The following is a 15795-nucleotide window of genomic DNA, read 5'->3' on the forward strand; positions in this document are numbered from 1 at the left end:
GATAATTAACCAGTCCCAGACGTGAGACCAGAATTCCGTGTCTTTTTCAATCATGCGCATATTCCACCCCATCAGAACAATGGGCGTCCGTGGGGGGAGAGAGTCGCCCCTGTGAGTAGGTTAAAAGTAATGAGTTGATACTTAAGGTATGTTGTTAGATCAGCCAAATATTAACCAACCGAAGCGATGGCTGATTAGCTTCGGCATGAGGGTTTCAGATGTCTTATCAACCTATTGACTTAGCGGCTTTAATCGTAAAAATTGAAGCTCTTGAATCTGCTTTATCTATTACACTAGCTGGTTTGGATGCAGCTTCACCATCAGTTAAAAATGATGTGGTAGTTAATCTTAAGCGGTTTGCCGATCAACACCAAAACCCAACAGTAAAACAAGTTTATACGGAATTAGCCAATAGTCTTTGTGGACTAAATGTATCCATAAAATAACTGTCTTAAGATTTACTAATAATTGCGTGCTTAATTGCAATTGAATCCGCTCTTAGAGCATTAACATCGCAGCTCACTGATTTTTGAAAATTAGCGAACTGTTTTTCCAACTCGACAACTTTTCTTTCCAGTTCTTCAATACGCTTTTCCATCATTCACCTCACGTGAGTTAATAGGATGTCGTTATGGGAATTCCCATATCGGATGAGTTTCAAATAGTTAGGGTTGCCAGCCGCAATGCATGTATACGGATGTGATTAGAGTGATTGCGGTGGCAGATATGGAAAAGGCCACGCAATGCGCAGCCTTAGATTCAGGATTTGGGTTATTTCCACTTGAGGCTAAAATGCAGGGTTTTATCTACGTTTTGTTTTATTAGGTCGCCTAGTCTATTTGCGCCATCTGCCGGGTAATTGAAACCAGATTTATTCTGCCAATTAGAAATGAAAATACCATAAATTGAGCCATCAACCGTTACGTTACAAGAGTTATACCCTAATTCTGGGTAGTTTGGAGTGTCAATTTGCAATAATATAAATCCCCGTCTATCCCCGTCCTGCTTACAGAACCTGAACGATAGGATTTTCCCAACATCTATATTGCTTCGAAGATTAGTTAGAACGCCAAAAGGAGGTTTATCTGGATTTATGTCCCCAAAGTTCATATATCCCCAGTGTTCCCAGTCTTGCCGACGAGCAGTCCCTATCTTAAGGTCAAAAGAGAGCCTATAATCTTCTATCTTAGGTTTTACTTTCACCACTTCCCAATCACACTCTACCATATCTTCAACATTTGGTATCCACGGTTTCCAATGGCCATGTTTATCATGTGCTTCGATATAATCGTTTTGCTCTGTACCAGCTTCAACTTCCTTTGATGATATCAGGCGCAGATATTGATCGGGAGAATCCCAATCCTTACGCCGCAAGTTCTTACCTTTATACACTTGGATCATTGCCCAAGGAAAAGAGCCAACAGGGGCTGTTGCTGCATCAATCTGGTATTGCTTAGGATCAATCTGGCACAGGTTTGCCGGATTCTTGTTTTCTGGCTTATTCACTTCAGACATAAACACCTCACTTATTATTAATTATTAAAGGTCATTTCATCCTACTAATAAACAGCCAATTGATATTACTTAGGTCAGGTTTTTATCTCAATTGAATAGCCTTTGACAGAATCAATACGCATTGAAATATGGTAAAGCATTATAAAATTTGTCTGTTAATCGAGTACACAATTTAGTGAGGTGTAAATTTGAAGTTTGGTGCTGGTAGCGAGCCTCGTTTCGTGAGGCTAACGGTCAGTGACGCCATTCTGGCACCTGATGCAAGATAACATTGCCACGATGACAATATGTTTTGCGTTTTGAAACCTGTCATGCTGACTTACAGGTTGAGCTGTCCAGTAATTTCGGAGAGTTGGAGCATTATCTATGGGGATCGGAGTATTGACCAAACCGTACAGAATCAACATTAACACATTGATTTATAGATACTATAGGCGTTGACCGCCCCTGATCGAGTTGTAAACTCAAAGTTGACAACTGTCAGAAAGTAAAAAGCCCCGCGAGTGATCTGACCCTGCAACTGGGACTCACCCCGGTCATCAGCTATCGTCGGCCAAACAAGGGCCCCAATACGTTCCAAAAGAAACAGTTTATTTATGATCCACAACAGGATTGCTATTCCTGCCCGCAGGGCGAAAAGCTGATTTATACCACCACAGGCCGCCAAGGATACCGCTATTACCAGACGGCCGCCGGCATTTGCCAGAACTGTCCATTGCAAGCTGCCTGCACACGGGCTAAAAAGGGAAAAACCATAACGCGACACATCTGGGAAACAAGCAAAGAAAAGGCCCAATACATTCGATTGACGCCATGGGGCAAAAAAGTGCACAAGCGACGGAAAGAAACGATAGAGCGCAGTTTTGCGGATGCCAAACAGCATCACGGGCATCGTTATGCCCATTTCCGCGGGTTGCTGAACGTGCAGATACAGTGCCTGTTGGCGGCCACTGCACAAAATATCAAGAAGATAGCGTTACTGGTGGCGACGCTTTGCTGGTTTTATCTGAGGCTCCTCGGTGGATTTACGGTCAGACATCCAATCCTGTTCGGGAAAAGGGGAAATAACGGAGATACATCAGGAAAAACCTGAATAGGGTGATTGATAAGAGAGATTGCAACCGCGTTGAAAACCACGCGGTTTGTCAGCAGTCTGAAAACCAACCTTAACAGGTTGGTTTTTTTTATGTCTGGGATTTACAAGGGAAAATATGGAGGAAAAGCTAGACAGAAATGAATGATAAAAAATAACTAGAAGGGACTGATTTTTATAATTAGCACTCTTAAGCCACTATTTCCTTTACCGCTCTCTTTAATTCATCTTTAGCATTGGCTGTTCCCATTTGAAGATTATGATATCTTCCCCCCATAGCCGTCCAACTGAAATGAGTTTTCTGATAACCTAATACAACTCCCAACCGGTATGCAGGTTTATTTAAAAACCATCCTTTAACATTAAACTCATTGGGGTAATGCAGGTGGGTATGAGGATCGATTGATTAATCAACTGTTCCGGGAATAAACCAATCATAGTCATTAATTCTACCTGAGCTAACTGATGTTACAGATGTCCAACCTCTGGCATTTACTGTCAGCCAACTTAAAGCATCCCATTAAAATATTGTGCAAGACAGTTGCTCGTCCTTTGGATTGTCTCTTGGTTACATCTTGGAGATCTGTTGTTGGTCATGGCTTTGATAAAAGCCAGATGAAATGGCCGACATGAAACATCAAAAACTCCCCCCAATTTCATCAGTAATTCACCTATGGTTGAAAAAATGAAGGATATCAAATCGATAGATGAACAACAAAAATTAGAACTTGTATTTATGCCTTCACTTATCTCCATTCTTGTTCATCTTCAAGAAAAGAAAGGCTCACTGCTGACACAAGAAGAAGTCGAAGAAATTCGAGATAAGGCAGTATGTATTACTGTACCTACAGAAGTACATGAAAAAATAGAAGAGGAAAGAGGCTTTTCAGATATCAACCCAGATTTTGTATGGATAGAATGGCTAGATTATCTGGGAATACTGGAAGAATGCCTTACTGCAACTAAAAAATAATTAGTTACAGGGTATATGTCTTATTTATTAAATTAGTGTGATTTTTATAACTAAAGTCACACTAACATATACTTTCTCCTGATTATTTTATGCCAGCAGCTTACTCCTGAATCCATTTGGTAAGTCTGTGCTGTTGATGCTTAACTCGCATCATGAATGCGTTTTTACAATGTATATTGTAAAACTGGTGAAATTAAAAAAAATATAACTAATAATCCGCTAAATATTTTTAAGGGTATTTTCTTCGCTAGCTTCAGTGCTACGTAAGCAAAAAACAGCCCACTAGGAATGCATATATACCAAAGCGAATAACCAAATAATGCAATCCAAAACAATGACTCTGCTACAAACCCATCAATAGACATACGCACTCCCTTATGAATTCCATAATCATACCATGAATATATCAGAATAACCCACTAAATATAACTCAATAATGAGAAAAAATTAAATTTTATAGCAACATATATTTAATAAAATATATTGTAAATAAGCAATACGCTATTTTATAAATACGCTTTCACTACCTGAGAGGGTATTTAATTTCCTTTTAATTAAAATCCTCTATTAGAAATGCATTGAATTTTCAGACATGAGACCAGAATATTAATTTGTGATTCAGTATAAAATATATGTTTTTTATACTGAATCACCATGGCTATTCATTACGATAATTTTCCATCCAGCTAATCGCATAATCCAGCATTTCTTTAGCGGGAACCACTAATGTCGAGGCAGATCCAATAACATCTGTAACCGCTTCTGAATGTGCACAATATTGTTCAACAATATCCCCAAAATACCCCTCATTAAACTGCTCACAAACAGGATCTACCGTGTCAAACTCCTCCAACTTGAACCATATTACGTGGTTATTCTCCAAGAGGGGCACTTCCATTTTGCGAATATGTTTATTTGAAAGATTGGCTAAATGTTCCGCATGATGCAAAAGGCTCATAGTGTCATAAGGTGCCCCAATCATGAGAATTTTTCCTCGACAGGTTACTAGCTTTGCAAATGGTGAATCATTGCCATACCCATAATTTAATGAATGGTTTTCAATAAAATATTCTGCATCATTGCCAATAGCCACTACTGAAGCGCCCGGATTTTGGCTACGAATTGCGCCTTTAGTTGTTCTTACACTTTCGGCAAAAACACCATGATCTTTGCTTGCCCGGGAAGATAGTCGATCATATGGCATAATTTCAGATTTTAATTCTAAGGGAACACACCCATCCTCATCTAAGCTATCTTCATAATTTTGTTCCCAATTGGTATAACACAATAAAGTTCCTGTCGTTCCAAGAACAGTTAAAATAGCTTGAATAAGGTCATCAACCCCATTTAAACAGTTACCGACTGAACGCATCGAAACATGAGCCATAACAACATCTCCATGTTTTATATCCATATTTCGAAGTTGCTCAACAAGCACTGATTTTGTCCAATATGTATCTTCACCTATTTTAATCATGTATCAGCCTTACATATTAATATTGATTAATAGCCATTCATGCCCCATTCCCGGACGCTTTTTTCCACAGTCATGTTCCCCGTTTAAATTTGGTTTATTGCATATTATGCTATTTAGGTCTACTTTATTTATGTGTACTCAAATATCTTACTTTTTAGTACACCCTCATTTGCTTCTTATTTCGCTCTTCCCCTCCCTATTCCTAGGGAGGGATTTTTGTTTTTCTCAAAAATATCAATGAGTGACAAAAAAGTAGGGCTATCCTACAAAATTCATTGCATTCAACATATCAATATCCATTCGGTCTAAGAAAATTTCTTCTAGCATACCTCTATCATAAATTAAGCATTTATAGTTACCTAATTTTGTTATAAATATCTTTATACATTTCCATCAGAAGTACATTAAATTTCATTCATAACAATTAATATAATAACAATATTGAAAGTTACTTATTTTACAGTCAAGAACGGAAAAAATAGGAAACTCATCATGAATATTAAAAAATCGTTACTTCTAGCGGGATTAACTGCTTTTAGCTCAATCCCTTTCTCTAGTTCAGCTCAACCAACTGCCCTGCACGGTTATATTGATTCCCCTCCAAGCAGGGCCCTTTTGTGTGCTAAACGTATTAATGAAAAATGTGGGCCAATCATGTATGAACCACAATCGGTTGAAGGCCCTAAAGGCTTTCCACAAGGTGGTCCGCCAGATGGAAAAATCGCCAGTGCTGGCGTTGGGCAGTTCAGCCAATTAAATGAGCAAAGTGCAGATCGCTGGCACCATGTTACTGTTAATAAAGGCACGAATACTTTTATATGGACATTAACAGCCCGACATAGCACAACTTCGTGGCAATTCTTTATTACCAAACCTGATTGGGATCCAAATACACCTCTAACCCGAGCCCAATTTGATTTAAATCCGTTCTGTGAACGTGTTGATGATGGAAAAAAACCATCTCAAAAAGTGTCTTTGACGTGTGAAGTTCCAGATCGCTCAGGATATCATGTTATTCTTGGTGTTTGGACAATTGCAGATACTAACAATGCCTTCTATCAGGTTATTGATGCAGATATTAAATAATAATTTTTAGCTATATTAATATCGATTATGGAATTAAATTAACAATATAAATAATCAACGTAACAATTAATATTATAAAGTGCTGAAAAATTATCAGCACTTTTTCATAAAAAAACAAATAGCAATTAAAATATCATATTTTCTCCATTGAATTTAAAATAAAAAATATGAAAAAATCAACTAAAATTCGAATTGCTAGGCCAACAGATAATCTTATTGAAATTACAGAGATGTATTGTAAAGGTTTAAATTTTTCCCTATTAGGAAATTTTACTGATCATGAAAATTTTAACGGTGTCATGCTGGGACATCCGGACCACTTATGGCATCTAGAGTTTACTCATCATCAGAATACCCATGTAGGAAAAGCTCCGACAAAAGATAATTTACTCGTTTTTTATATTGAAGATAAACTTGAATGGCAGGAACAAGTAGAATCAATGCAAGCGGCAGGATTTACGTTGGTTCCTTCTTACAATCCTTATTGGGATCAATGTGGAAAAACATTCGAGGATATTGATGGCTATCGTGTCGTTTTAGAAAATAGGCCTTCAAAGTATTAACCGCTATTTTCGTTTACTCGAGACCTATTAATTCATAAATAATAATTTCGATTATTTAGGCTATTACGGATAATTTCTCCCAATTCACTGTTTATCTCTAATAGCCTGATTAGATATTCCATACTATTAACCTGCCCTCTATACGATATATTCAATGAATTCCAAATAGTGTAGAAGTAGCAAAAGAGTGGAAAATTTGCCGGAAACCGATTTGCTCAGCTAAAAACTTCTCTCTAGAGAAAGGCAGGAGCCTTTCATCAGCCTCCGGAAACAAGAAACCATATGTTTTATAAAAACAGTGACCAAAGTGGACAAGTGTCGCCAGTAAAGAGGCTATTTAAAAGGCCGCTGCTATATAGCAGTAAGCAGTATCGGCATATTTAGATTCATCTATGATAAAAATGTTTGCCGCTCTGATGCTCTCCTGCTACGTAGATCTGATAGTTCCCGCCCATCTGCACGATCCCATTTTAAAAATTCTTCTGCAGCACCTTGGTAATCACTTGCATTTAATTTTTTCAACAACGTTGAGTGACTAAAATTATTAATTCCAAGATTGAAAATAAATGAACATAAGGCATCAAACTGCCCTTGTGTTAGAGGAACCTTAACTAACCGTTGGATGGCGCTATAAACAGGTGCAAGATCTTCGCGTAAAAATGCCTCTGCTTGTTGTGCTGTAATAACCTGCCCAGGTTTTACGCCTCTTGTATGGCCATAGCCGATTGTCCACGGTTCAGCCCCCGTGGCAGGGTCAGGATATGCTTTTAATCTTAACCCTTCATAGCTTTTCAGCTTAATGATGCCATTTTCACTGATTTCCATTTTTTCTCTCCACAATTAGATTGAGAACCAGGTTGGGCTTTGTTTAAAAAACAGTCTAAAAATGAAGTATAGTCAAATAAAAAGTCAATGAAGCGACTGTATTCCCTAAGCTGAAGGTTTCTCCCCAAAAAGAACAACGACAAAAATCATTAATTTTCAATTGCATATAATTAATTGCATGTTTTTTTTAAATTTTAAAAAATTTATTTAATAAATATCTTGACTCTTTTTGTTTTGAGCATAAAATCTCCCCCAGAATTTAGATTTTCGTGAAGTAAATCACAATTTATAACCCCCAAAGGACATCGTCATGAAATCTGTAAAATCTTTTATCTCAAACGTACACTGCGTCGTGATTCGGTTGTCAACAACTCGCTTTATGTAATCGTTAAGCATTGTGTCAACACAGAGATTAGCCAGCTTAAAAACAAAGCTGGCTTTTTTTCATCATAAAAATCTAATGCGCTGATTTTATAGCCAACAATTCTCATTGAACTTCTATTTTAGAAAATTTGTCTCATATGTAGCATACTTAACATTCCCATATCCCTGAAAGCTTATTTGAATATTAGGAGAGCTATATGAACCTAATGGATTTCCGCAATCTTAAGTTAAAACCAGAATTAAGTATAATTGAGATTTTTTTGCATCTCATCGTTTGGTTTTTGATTACTTTATTGACATTAGGGCTAGGCGCCTTTGTGTTTCCTTATTATATGACTCGTTTAATCATTAACAAAACACTGGTCATAGATAGAAATAGCGGAAAGATTATCGGAAAATTAGATTGTGAGATAAATTTTGCTCAAATTATTGGTTATGTCATTCTCTGGGCTATTCTCTCTTTCATTACATTTGGCCTATTATATTTCGTATATCTTTATAAAATTATTGCACATTGTATTAACCATACACATATGGCTTCTGTTTAAATAAAAATTGAGAATATAAGATAAACAATAGCATAATCATCAGTTATTGTTTAATATACCATATTGCCACAGATAACCAATCAATATAAATAATAAATTCGACCTTTCATATTAATTTGAATAATAAAAAACCCGAATTCAATGATAAAAAGAATTCGGGCAAAATTAAATTATTTTAAAATTTAATATAACCAATAAAAAATAGGCGTAAACGAAAAAATAACTAATACGTATAAATGATAACTTAGAAACGATAACCTACGCCAAAAGCCCAGGTTCCCAGCTTAAATTCACCCGATTTGGCATGCGAATATGAAACATCAGCAGCCCAATTTGGAGCTGGGTTAAATTGCAAACCTATTCCATAAGACAATGACGTTTTTTTCATGCTGCCGTTTGTAGTTTTGTCAGATACATCAAAACTCACTTTCCTGTGAACCGCACCAAGTAAACCATACGCACTAACAAAATCATTAAAACGATATGCCGGGCCAGCCATCAAAGATGTATTACTCCATTTGAATTTTGATATATTGCCTAAGTTATCATCTGTATGTTGATTTTGCGTATAAGTTAATGAACTAATAATTCCAAAATGCTTGTCAAACTCATAACGATATTTCAAGTTTAATCCATGTTGTTTGTTATCCATCTTTTTATTAGCAAGTTGGATTTCAGCATCGCTATTTATCGAGCTTTGAGCATACCCTAAAGAAATAGTATGGTTATTGCTGGCATTAACATTAAAAGAAAATATAGATACCCCAACTGCAATAGCAGTTGCCAATAATGTGTGTTTCATAGATAAAAATTCTCTGTCATTCGTGTTTAATATACTCACCCTGCCTGTAACAGCTTTCGCAATATATAAAAATTATATTAGGAATTCAAGTATAGGTAACAAGTCAAACTAATCATGAATAATATTTTTTCATTTAAAATTCAAATAATTATACAAAAAATATCATTTTAAAAATACATAGGATGTATCCATAAACATCGAGAATAAAATAAAATAATAAATAAAATCAGCCAATTGAAACACATAAAAAGAAAATGTAAGATTATTTATTTTAAGATATATCTTAAAATAAATAATTAGAAACTAGAGTAAATTTAAGGCATTAAATATTCATGGGATATATTTAATTAAAATTGATTCATGAAAAAAATAAATTAATTGATTATTTACTTATTGCGCATGAATTATTAAAACACAAAGTTAACTCATTTATTTCGTTTACATCATGTTTTAATTATGTTACTTTCCAGTGTTGAATTGCGGTCTTGATAACAAAACCGCAACTTTTACTCTACGTCGATATAATTCATCGTAGCTCATTAGCTATGATCAAAATATTTTTCAACTAATGCGTATAAGATAGCTATCGTTTCTATATCTGGTAATCCATCGTAACATGACGGGCGGAAGTGCATCTGAAATGCTCGGTTAAGTAACTGAAAATTGTTATCATTTTCTGCGTCTAAAATATCATATCCATAACGCTTAAATTTAGCCAAAATCTCTACGCGATCAGGTAAACAGTGCTCAAATTGTTTGACATATTTTTGCTTAATATCCTCGTCGTACCATGCTCCAACGCCTGAATCATATAATTTTTTCCATGGAAATTTAGGACCTGGATCTGTTTTTCTTTTCCATGCAATATCTGAATGCCCTATAACATGAGTCGGCGTAATATCTGGATAACGTTGTAATATATTAATGGCTAGTTCTTTAATGGCATCAATTTGATCCGGATTATAAAGAGGGAAAGTTAAAACACCACAATCATCACTGGCTTCATTCACAATTTCGATACCAATAGATGTATCATTTAACCCTTCTCGTCCTGCCCAACTACTTACTCCTGCATGCCATGCCCTTTCCAATTCATCGACCAAATTAAATATATGAATTTCATCAAAGCCCGCAGCCTGATAAGTCGGATCATCTGGGTTCGGGACTAGGTAATGAGCACTAACAAGATTTCCAGTCAATGCCTTAATAGACGCTTCAAAATTCAGGGCTGTGTAGTGCATGATCAAAAAACGGGGGCGTCTGTTGAAACTTTGGATTGAGCGATATGAGTTGTAATCAATTTTATACATAATTATTTTCCTTTATTAATTTACGACGTATGAAGCTAACGCCAAATCATTGCGAAAATGCTCTCCATAACCTAGCTATGATAAATGAATAATTATATTTAGGCACGCTACAAACTCATTTTATGAGCTTAAACAATGGATGATGGTATTATTTTTTAATAAATTTAATGTAACCTATTTGCTATATTTTCAGAGTTATCTGTTAGTATTTTAGATAAAGACAACAAGAAAAACATGGCATCACTGTAAAAAAGCGTCAGTTATTATAAAGGGATCAAAAGCATTAACCGAAAAAAATAAATTAGTTTACAATAAAAACTATTATCCTATTTAAAGTTTATAGGTAAATATTTCAAAATCGATATTCAATACCAAAACTAAAACCACCGATATTTGAACTTTCATTTTCTGGCTTAATTTGCATTTCTTCATAACTGATATGAAAGATGAAGTTTTCCCACGGATTAATTAATGCCCCCGTACCCCATGCTAAAAATATATTTTTATCAGAACAAACATACGTACCAAAACAAGCTCTCCTTTCTTTTTCATTTCCACGATCTAACTGCGTTACACTCAAAATACCATATAAGCTAAAATAGTGGTTAACCCTATAACTGGGCGCTATCAGTGATGTTTTTAACATGCTCCATTCGGGCCTAAACTTGTAAATGTAGTTAGCATTATTCCGTTGTTTTTCTTCAATTTTAGCTACACTACTTTCCCTCATTGAAGTCATTTGTTCTCCAGAATAAAGAGCATGTGCTGGCAACGTCATGCAAGAAACAAATATAATAATGAGGAGTTTATTCATTGATTATTACCCCATAACTGAGATAAGTGCACTAACAATAATCCCTTGAATACAACTCATTAGACAGAATCCGTTGCTCATAATCCACCGAATGCGAGCTATCAAATACGATCTATCAAATACAATGAGTAAAAATCAATGCTAAGCCTAAAAGTGGCTTTGAATGCTATAACGTCAACTAATGAAAAAAAAACTTATGATAAATTATTATAGAACATCATGTTAAAATTAGGGGGGAGAAAAGAATGGATAATGTGAACACACTATAAACAGAAGTAATATGTTCACAAATGGAGATAGTTCAACATCCGTTATAATATTATGTTGACCTTTTAACTGTATATAATTATTTCCAATTTATTCTACAAGAATGAAGAAATTTACAGTTCAATCTCAATATCTGTCAATGGATGACAGCTACAGGGTAAAATTTCGCCCTCATTAACAAATGCCAATGGCTTACAGGGATAACCTACTTTTCCTTTTATCAAACGCACACGACAAGAACCGCAATAACCTTGACGGCATTGATATTCAGCTTGAACTTTGTTGTGTTCTAGAGCTTCCAGCAAATTTCTGTGCAAATCTGAAGAATAATAAAAGGATAAACCCTGCCGCAACGGCAGGGTAACTTTATAATCAGCCATATCAGAGCTCAAAGCCGCTGAGATCTTCAGCATTGACTTCCGAATCAATCTGACCAACCAGGTAAGAACTGACTTCGACCTCCTGTGGAGCCACTTGAACGTTGTCTGAAACCAGCCATGAATTAATCCAAGGAATAGGATTGGAGCGAGTTTCAAATGGTAATTTCAAGCCAACCGCCTGCATACGAATATTGGTGATATATTCAACATACTGAGACAGGATATCTTTATTCAAACCAATCATGGAACCATCTTTAAACAGATAGTCAGCCCACTCTTTTTCCTGCTCTGCGGCATCTACAAACAAATCGTAGCACGCTTGCTCACACTCTTTGGCTATCTCCGCCATTTCAGGATCATCCTGACCAGAACGCAGCAGATTCAGCATGTGCTGTGTGCCTGTTAGATGTAAAGCTTCATCACGGGCAATAAGTTTGATGATCTTAGCATTACCTTCCATCAGTTCACGTTCAGCAAAGGCAAACGAGCAAGCAAAACTAACGTAGAAACGAATGGCTTCCAATGCGTTAACACTCATCAGGCACAAGTAAAGTTGCTTTTTCAATTCCCGCAGATTTACTGTGATTGTTTTTCCCGCAACCTCATGTGTTCCTTCACCCAACAGATGATAGTTTTTGGTCATTTCAATCAGATCATCGTAATACCCAGAGATATCCTTGGCGCGCTTTAATATCTGCTCATTTTCCACAATATCATCGAACACGACTGAAGGGTCGTTCACGATATTACGGATAATGTGCGTATAAGAACGCGAGTGGATCGTCTCAGAAAATGACCATGTTTCAACCCAAGTTTCCAATTCAGGAATGGAAATCAATGGCAGGAAAGCCACGTTAGGGCTACGCCCCTGAATGGAATCCAGCAATGTTTGATATTTCAGGTTGCTGATGAAAATATGTTTTTCATGATCCGGCAACGCATTGTAGTCAATACGGTCACGTGATACATCCACTTCTTCCGGACGCCAGAAGAAGGAGAGTTGTTTTTCAATCAGCTTCTCAAAAATCGGATATTTCTGCTGATCGAAACGCGCCACATTTACAGACTGGCCGAAAAACATCGGCTCCTGTAGTTGGTTATTTTTTACTTGCGAAAAAGTTGTATAGGACATAGTTTCCTCAAATTAAATCTTACACGCGCCGCCTTCACAATCGGAATCAGCAGATTCAACAACCTCTTCCAGATCATCCTGAACATCTTCTGCACCATCACGAGTGTTGTGGTAATACAATGTCTTCACACCATACTTGTAAGCGAGTAGTAAATCTTTCAGCAATTGGTTCATCGGAACTTTGCCGTTAGGGAAACGAGCCGGATCATAATTGGTATTGGCAGAAATCGACTGATCGATAAACTTCTGCATGATCCCAACCAACTGCAAGTAGCCATCGTTATTTGGCATTTGCCACAACAACTCATAAATACCTTTCAGTGATTCATAATCCGGTACAACTTGACGCAAGATACCGTCTTTTGATGCTTTAATGCTGACATAACCACGCGGTGGCTCAATACCATTTGTCGAGTTTGAAATCTGTGAAGACGTCTCTGAAGGCATCAACGCAGACAATGTAGAGTTACGCAGACCATACTGTTTAATATCACTGCGCAACGCTTCCCAATCCATGTGCAAAGGTTCGTTGGTCAGTGTATCCAGTGTCTTTTTGTAAGTATCAATCGGCAGGATGCCTTGTGAGTACGTAGTTTCACCAAACCACGGACAAGCCCCCTTCTCTTTCGCCAATTCATTAGATGCTTTCAGCAAATAATATTGAATGGCTTCAAACGTTTTATGGGTCAGGTTATTGGCGCTGCCATCGGAATAACGCACACCATGTTTTGCCAGATAATAAGCGAAGTTAATAACACCAATACCCAGCGTACGACGACCCATTGATCCCTGTTTTGCGGCAACAATCGGATAATCCTGGTAGTCCAGCAGAGAGTCCAGAGCACGAACCGCTAATTCTGCCAGCTCTTCCAATTCAGTCAGATCCTTGATCGCACCTAAATTGAAAGCTGACAGTGTACACAACGCAATTTCGCCATTTTCATCGTTAATATTGTTCATTGGCTTGGTTGGCAGTGCAATTTCTAAGCATAAGTTCGATTGACGAACTGGCGCGATAGCCGGATCAAACGGGCTATGAGTATTACAGTGGTCAACGTTCTGAATGTAAATACGGCCTGTCGAGGCACGTTCCTGCATCATCAGAGAGAACAGCTCAACCGCTTTAATGCGCTCCTTACGGATGCTGCTGTCATTTTCATATTGTGTATACAGGCGCTCAAATTCATCCTGATCCGCAAAGAATGCGTCATACAAGCCAGGCACATCAGATGGGCTGAACAGAGAAATATCTTCCCCTTTTATCAGGCGCTCATACATCAGTTTGTTGACTTGTACACCATAGTCCATGTGACGAACACGGTTACCTTCAACACCACGGTTGTTTTTCAATACCAGCAGGCTTTCTACCTCCAAATGCCACAGCGGATAGAACAAAGTCGCTGCACCACCACGGACGCCACCTTGAGAACAAGATTTCACCGCGGTTTGGAAATGTTTGTAGAAAGGGATACAGCCTGTGTGGAAGGCTTCGCCACCACGAATTGGGCTGCCCAATGCACGAATACGGCCCGCATTTATACCAATGCCCGCACGCTGGGAAACATATTTAACAATTGCGCTGGATGTTGCATTGATAGAATCCAGACTATCACCGCATTCGATCAGAACACATGAGCTGAACTGACGTGTTGGAGTACGAACCCCCGCCATAATTGGCGTTGGCAGCGAAATTTTAAATGTGGATACCGCATCGTAGAAACGACGGATATAATCCAGGCGCGTTTCTTTTGGATAAGTCGAAAACAGGCACGCAGCAACTAAAATGTAGAGAAATTGTGCGCTTTCGTAAATTTCACCGGTAACACGGTTTTGTACCAGATATTTCCCTTCCAGCTGCTTAACCGCCGCATAGGAGAAATTCATATCACGCAAGTGATTGATAAAACCATTCATTTGCTCGAATTCTTCTTTGGAATAATCTTCCAGCAAATGTTTGTCGTATTTCCCCAACTCAACCATACGAGCAACATGATCATACAGCGCCGGTGGCTCAAATTGACCATAAGCTTTTTTACGCAGGTTAAAGATAGCCAGACGTGCCGCCAGATATTGATAGTCCGGTGCATCGCCGGAGATCAAATCAGCCGCAGCTTTGATCATCGTTTCATGGATATCGGATGTCTTGATACCATCGTAAAATTGAATCTGGGAACGCAGCTCTACTTGTGACACTGAGACATTTTTCAGACCTTCCGCAGCCCAGGTAACAACCCTGTGAATTTTATCAAGATCAATTTTTTCTTTATGTCCATCACGTTTGGTAACTAGCAGACTCTGGTTCATGGGAAAATACACCTTCTCTTTTTTCGTGCCTCCCTAACTGTTCGGTTTTCTTGATCTATCGACAGCACGATGCCCCCAGAATGGCTAAAAGCCAAATCGGAGCCTTACAACGATTTGCTTATCTCGAGCGTTGCTTATATCTATCGAACGCTCATGTCGCTACTATCTGTTTCGCTACTATTCGCTTCGTTACTGTTCGTTACTATCGGGTGACAAGAAACACAACATATAGGGGGTGATTTAAACGGTAATAACAAGATAATGTTAAACTCGCGTTTTTTCAAGTGCACAAAATCGAGAAGTTTTGTGGATAACTTGAGGA

The 15795-nt window shown here is 37.6% G+C and carries 16 protein-coding genes and 2 pseudogenes; 6 read left to right on the forward strand and 12 right to left on the reverse strand.

Translation table 11 applies throughout. The features are described from left to right. The first annotated feature begins 218 nt into the window (after positions 1 to 218). Positions 219 to 446 (forward strand): hypothetical protein, encoded by a 228-nt coding sequence (locus tag BM100_RS01685; protein ID WP_092507337.1) that lies wholly within the window; start codon positions 219 to 221, stop codon positions 444 to 446. Positions 447 to 451: 5 nt separating this feature from the next. Here the strand turns inward: BM100_RS01685 and BM100_RS22895 are convergent, their stop codons facing one another. Further along, a complete protein-coding gene (locus tag BM100_RS22895; RefSeq protein WP_175494897.1) occupies positions 452 to 601 on the reverse strand; it encodes a hypothetical protein in 150 nt (49 codons plus the stop codon). 170 nt (positions 602 to 771) lie between these two features. Further along, on the reverse strand, positions 772 to 1515 hold the full coding sequence (locus BM100_RS01690) for a Thoeris anti-defense Tad2 family protein (protein WP_092507339.1): 744 nt from the start codon (positions 1513 to 1515) through the stop codon (positions 772 to 774). Positions 1516 to 2008: 493 nt separating this feature from the next. Here BM100_RS01690 and BM100_RS01695 point away from each other — a divergent pair. Further along, positions 2009 to 2608, forward strand: a pseudogene (locus BM100_RS01695) (transposase); the annotation flags it as partial. A 190-nt stretch (positions 2609 to 2798) separates the two neighbouring features. Here the strand turns inward: BM100_RS01695 and BM100_RS24015 are convergent. Beyond that, a pseudogene (locus tag BM100_RS24015) lies at positions 2799 to 3116 on the reverse strand (omptin family outer membrane protease); the annotation flags it as partial. Between the two features lie 177 nt (positions 3117 to 3293). Here BM100_RS24015 and BM100_RS01705 point away from each other — a divergent pair. Further along, complete coding sequence (locus tag BM100_RS01705) at positions 3294 to 3581, forward strand: hypothetical protein (protein WP_092507343.1); 288 nt, start codon at positions 3294 to 3296, stop codon at positions 3579 to 3581. A gap of 164 nt (positions 3582 to 3745) precedes the next feature. Here BM100_RS01705 and BM100_RS01710 read toward each other — a convergent pair whose 3' ends face one another. Both BM100_RS01710 and aac(3) read right to left on the reverse strand, forming a co-directional pair. After that, positions 3746 to 3946: a hypothetical protein gene (locus BM100_RS01710; protein WP_092507345.1), complete on the reverse strand. Its 201-nt coding sequence runs from the start codon at positions 3944 to 3946 to the stop codon at positions 3746 to 3748. Positions 3947 to 4239: 293 nt separating this feature from the next. Then, the gene (aac(3), locus tag BM100_RS01715) at positions 4240 to 5058 is read right to left on the reverse strand and encodes an aminoglycoside 3-N-acetyltransferase (RefSeq protein WP_092507347.1); all 819 of its coding nucleotides are present in this window, start codon (positions 5056 to 5058) and stop codon (positions 4240 to 4242) included. Between the two features lie 492 nt (positions 5059 to 5550). Between aac(3) and BM100_RS01720 the strand changes: the two genes are divergently transcribed. Then, entirely contained in the window at positions 5551 to 6144 is a 594-nt protein-coding gene (locus tag BM100_RS01720; RefSeq protein ID WP_092507349.1) for a lytic polysaccharide monooxygenase, read from the forward strand. A 167-nt stretch (positions 6145 to 6311) separates the two neighbouring features. Then, entirely contained in the window at positions 6312 to 6707 is a 396-nt protein-coding gene (locus BM100_RS01725) for a VOC family protein (protein ID WP_092507351.1), read from the forward strand. A 390-nt stretch (positions 6708 to 7097) separates the two neighbouring features. On the opposite strand, the gene BM100_RS01730 is transcribed toward BM100_RS01725, so the two are convergent. Further along, positions 7098 to 7532, reverse strand: a complete 435-nt coding sequence (locus tag BM100_RS01730; protein ID WP_092507353.1) for a lysozyme — start codon at positions 7530 to 7532, stop codon at positions 7098 to 7100. A 581-nt stretch (positions 7533 to 8113) separates the two neighbouring features. Here BM100_RS01730 and BM100_RS01735 point away from each other — a divergent pair. Beyond that, positions 8114 to 8464 (forward strand): DUF6693 family protein, encoded by a 351-nt coding sequence (locus BM100_RS01735; RefSeq protein WP_211284480.1) that lies wholly within the window; start codon positions 8114 to 8116, stop codon positions 8462 to 8464. Between the two features lie 244 nt (positions 8465 to 8708). Here the strand turns inward: BM100_RS01735 and BM100_RS01740 are convergent, their stop codons facing one another. From BM100_RS01740 to nrdA, 6 genes are all read right to left on the reverse strand, one after another. Next, positions 8709 to 9266: an Ail/Lom family outer membrane beta-barrel protein gene (locus BM100_RS01740; protein WP_092507355.1), complete on the reverse strand. Its 558-nt coding sequence runs from the start codon at positions 9264 to 9266 to the stop codon at positions 8709 to 8711. 539 nt (positions 9267 to 9805) lie between these two features. Beyond that, complete coding sequence (locus BM100_RS01745; protein ID WP_092507357.1) at positions 9806 to 10576, reverse strand: N-acetylmuramoyl-L-alanine amidase; 771 nt, start codon at positions 10574 to 10576, stop codon at positions 9806 to 9808. Between the two features lie 352 nt (positions 10577 to 10928). Next, entirely contained in the window at positions 10929 to 11390 is a 462-nt protein-coding gene (locus BM100_RS01750) for a porin family protein (RefSeq protein ID WP_092507359.1), read from the reverse strand. Positions 11391 to 11770: 380 nt separating this feature from the next. Further along, positions 11771 to 12037, reverse strand: coding sequence for a class I ribonucleotide reductase maintenance protein YfaE (gene yfaE, locus BM100_RS01755; protein ID WP_092507361.1), 267 nt, complete (start codon positions 12035 to 12037; stop codon positions 11771 to 11773). 1 nt (position 12038) lies between these two features. Next, positions 12039 to 13169: a class Ia ribonucleoside-diphosphate reductase subunit beta gene (gene nrdB, locus BM100_RS01760; RefSeq protein WP_092507364.1), complete on the reverse strand. Its 1131-nt coding sequence runs from the start codon at positions 13167 to 13169 to the stop codon at positions 12039 to 12041. 12 nt (positions 13170 to 13181) lie between these two features. Continuing rightward, positions 13182 to 15473 (reverse strand): class 1a ribonucleoside-diphosphate reductase subunit alpha, encoded by a 2292-nt coding sequence (gene nrdA, locus BM100_RS01765; protein ID WP_092507366.1) that lies wholly within the window; start codon positions 15471 to 15473, stop codon positions 13182 to 13184. Between the last annotated feature and the right edge of the window lie 322 nt (positions 15474 to 15795).

The organism is Xenorhabdus mauleonii (assembly GCF_900113945.1).
Classification (GTDB): Bacteria; Pseudomonadota; Gammaproteobacteria; order Enterobacterales; family Enterobacteriaceae; genus Xenorhabdus; species Xenorhabdus mauleonii.

Excerpts from the sequence above, each read along its gene's own strand:
- BM100_RS01685 (WP_092507337.1), top strand. The coding sequence starts at position 219 with ATGTCTTATCAACCTATTGACTTAGCGGCTTTAATCGTAAAAATTGAA.
- BM100_RS22895 (WP_175494897.1), bottom strand. The coding sequence starts at position 601 with ATGATGGAAAAGCGTATTGAAGAACTGGAAAGAAAAGTTGTCGAGTTG.
- BM100_RS01690 (WP_092507339.1), bottom strand. The coding sequence starts at position 1,515 with ATGTCTGAAGTGAATAAGCCAGAAAACAAGAATCCGGCAAACCTGTGC.
- BM100_RS01705 (WP_092507343.1), top strand. The coding sequence starts at position 3,294 with ATGAAGGATATCAAATCGATAGATGAACAACAAAAATTAGAACTTGTA.
- BM100_RS01710 (WP_092507345.1), bottom strand. The coding sequence starts at position 3,946 with ATGTCTATTGATGGGTTTGTAGCAGAGTCATTGTTTTGGATTGCATTA.
- BM100_RS01720 (WP_092507349.1), top strand. The coding sequence starts at position 5,551 with ATGAATATTAAAAAATCGTTACTTCTAGCGGGATTAACTGCTTTTAGC.
- BM100_RS01725 (WP_092507351.1), top strand. The coding sequence starts at position 6,312 with ATGAAAAAATCAACTAAAATTCGAATTGCTAGGCCAACAGATAATCTT.
- BM100_RS01730 (WP_092507353.1), bottom strand. The coding sequence starts at position 7,532 with ATGGAAATCAGTGAAAATGGCATCATTAAGCTGAAAAGCTATGAAGGG.
- BM100_RS01735 (WP_211284480.1), top strand. The coding sequence starts at position 8,114 with ATGAACCTAATGGATTTCCGCAATCTTAAGTTAAAACCAGAATTAAGT.
- BM100_RS01740 (WP_092507355.1), bottom strand. The coding sequence starts at position 9,266 with ATGAAACACACATTATTGGCAACTGCTATTGCAGTTGGGGTATCTATA.
- BM100_RS01745 (WP_092507357.1), bottom strand. The coding sequence starts at position 10,576 with ATGTATAAAATTGATTACAACTCATATCGCTCAATCCAAAGTTTCAAC.
- BM100_RS01750 (WP_092507359.1), bottom strand. The coding sequence starts at position 11,390 with ATGAATAAACTCCTCATTATTATATTTGTTTCTTGCATGACGTTGCCA.
- yfaE (WP_092507361.1), bottom strand. The coding sequence starts at position 12,037 with ATGGCTGATTATAAAGTTACCCTGCCGTTGCGGCAGGGTTTATCCTTT.
- nrdB (WP_092507364.1), bottom strand. The coding sequence starts at position 13,169 with ATGTCCTATACAACTTTTTCGCAAGTAAAAAATAACCAACTACAGGAG.
- nrdA (WP_092507366.1), bottom strand. The coding sequence starts at position 15,473 with ATGAACCAGAGTCTGCTAGTTACCAAACGTGATGGACATAAAGAAAAA.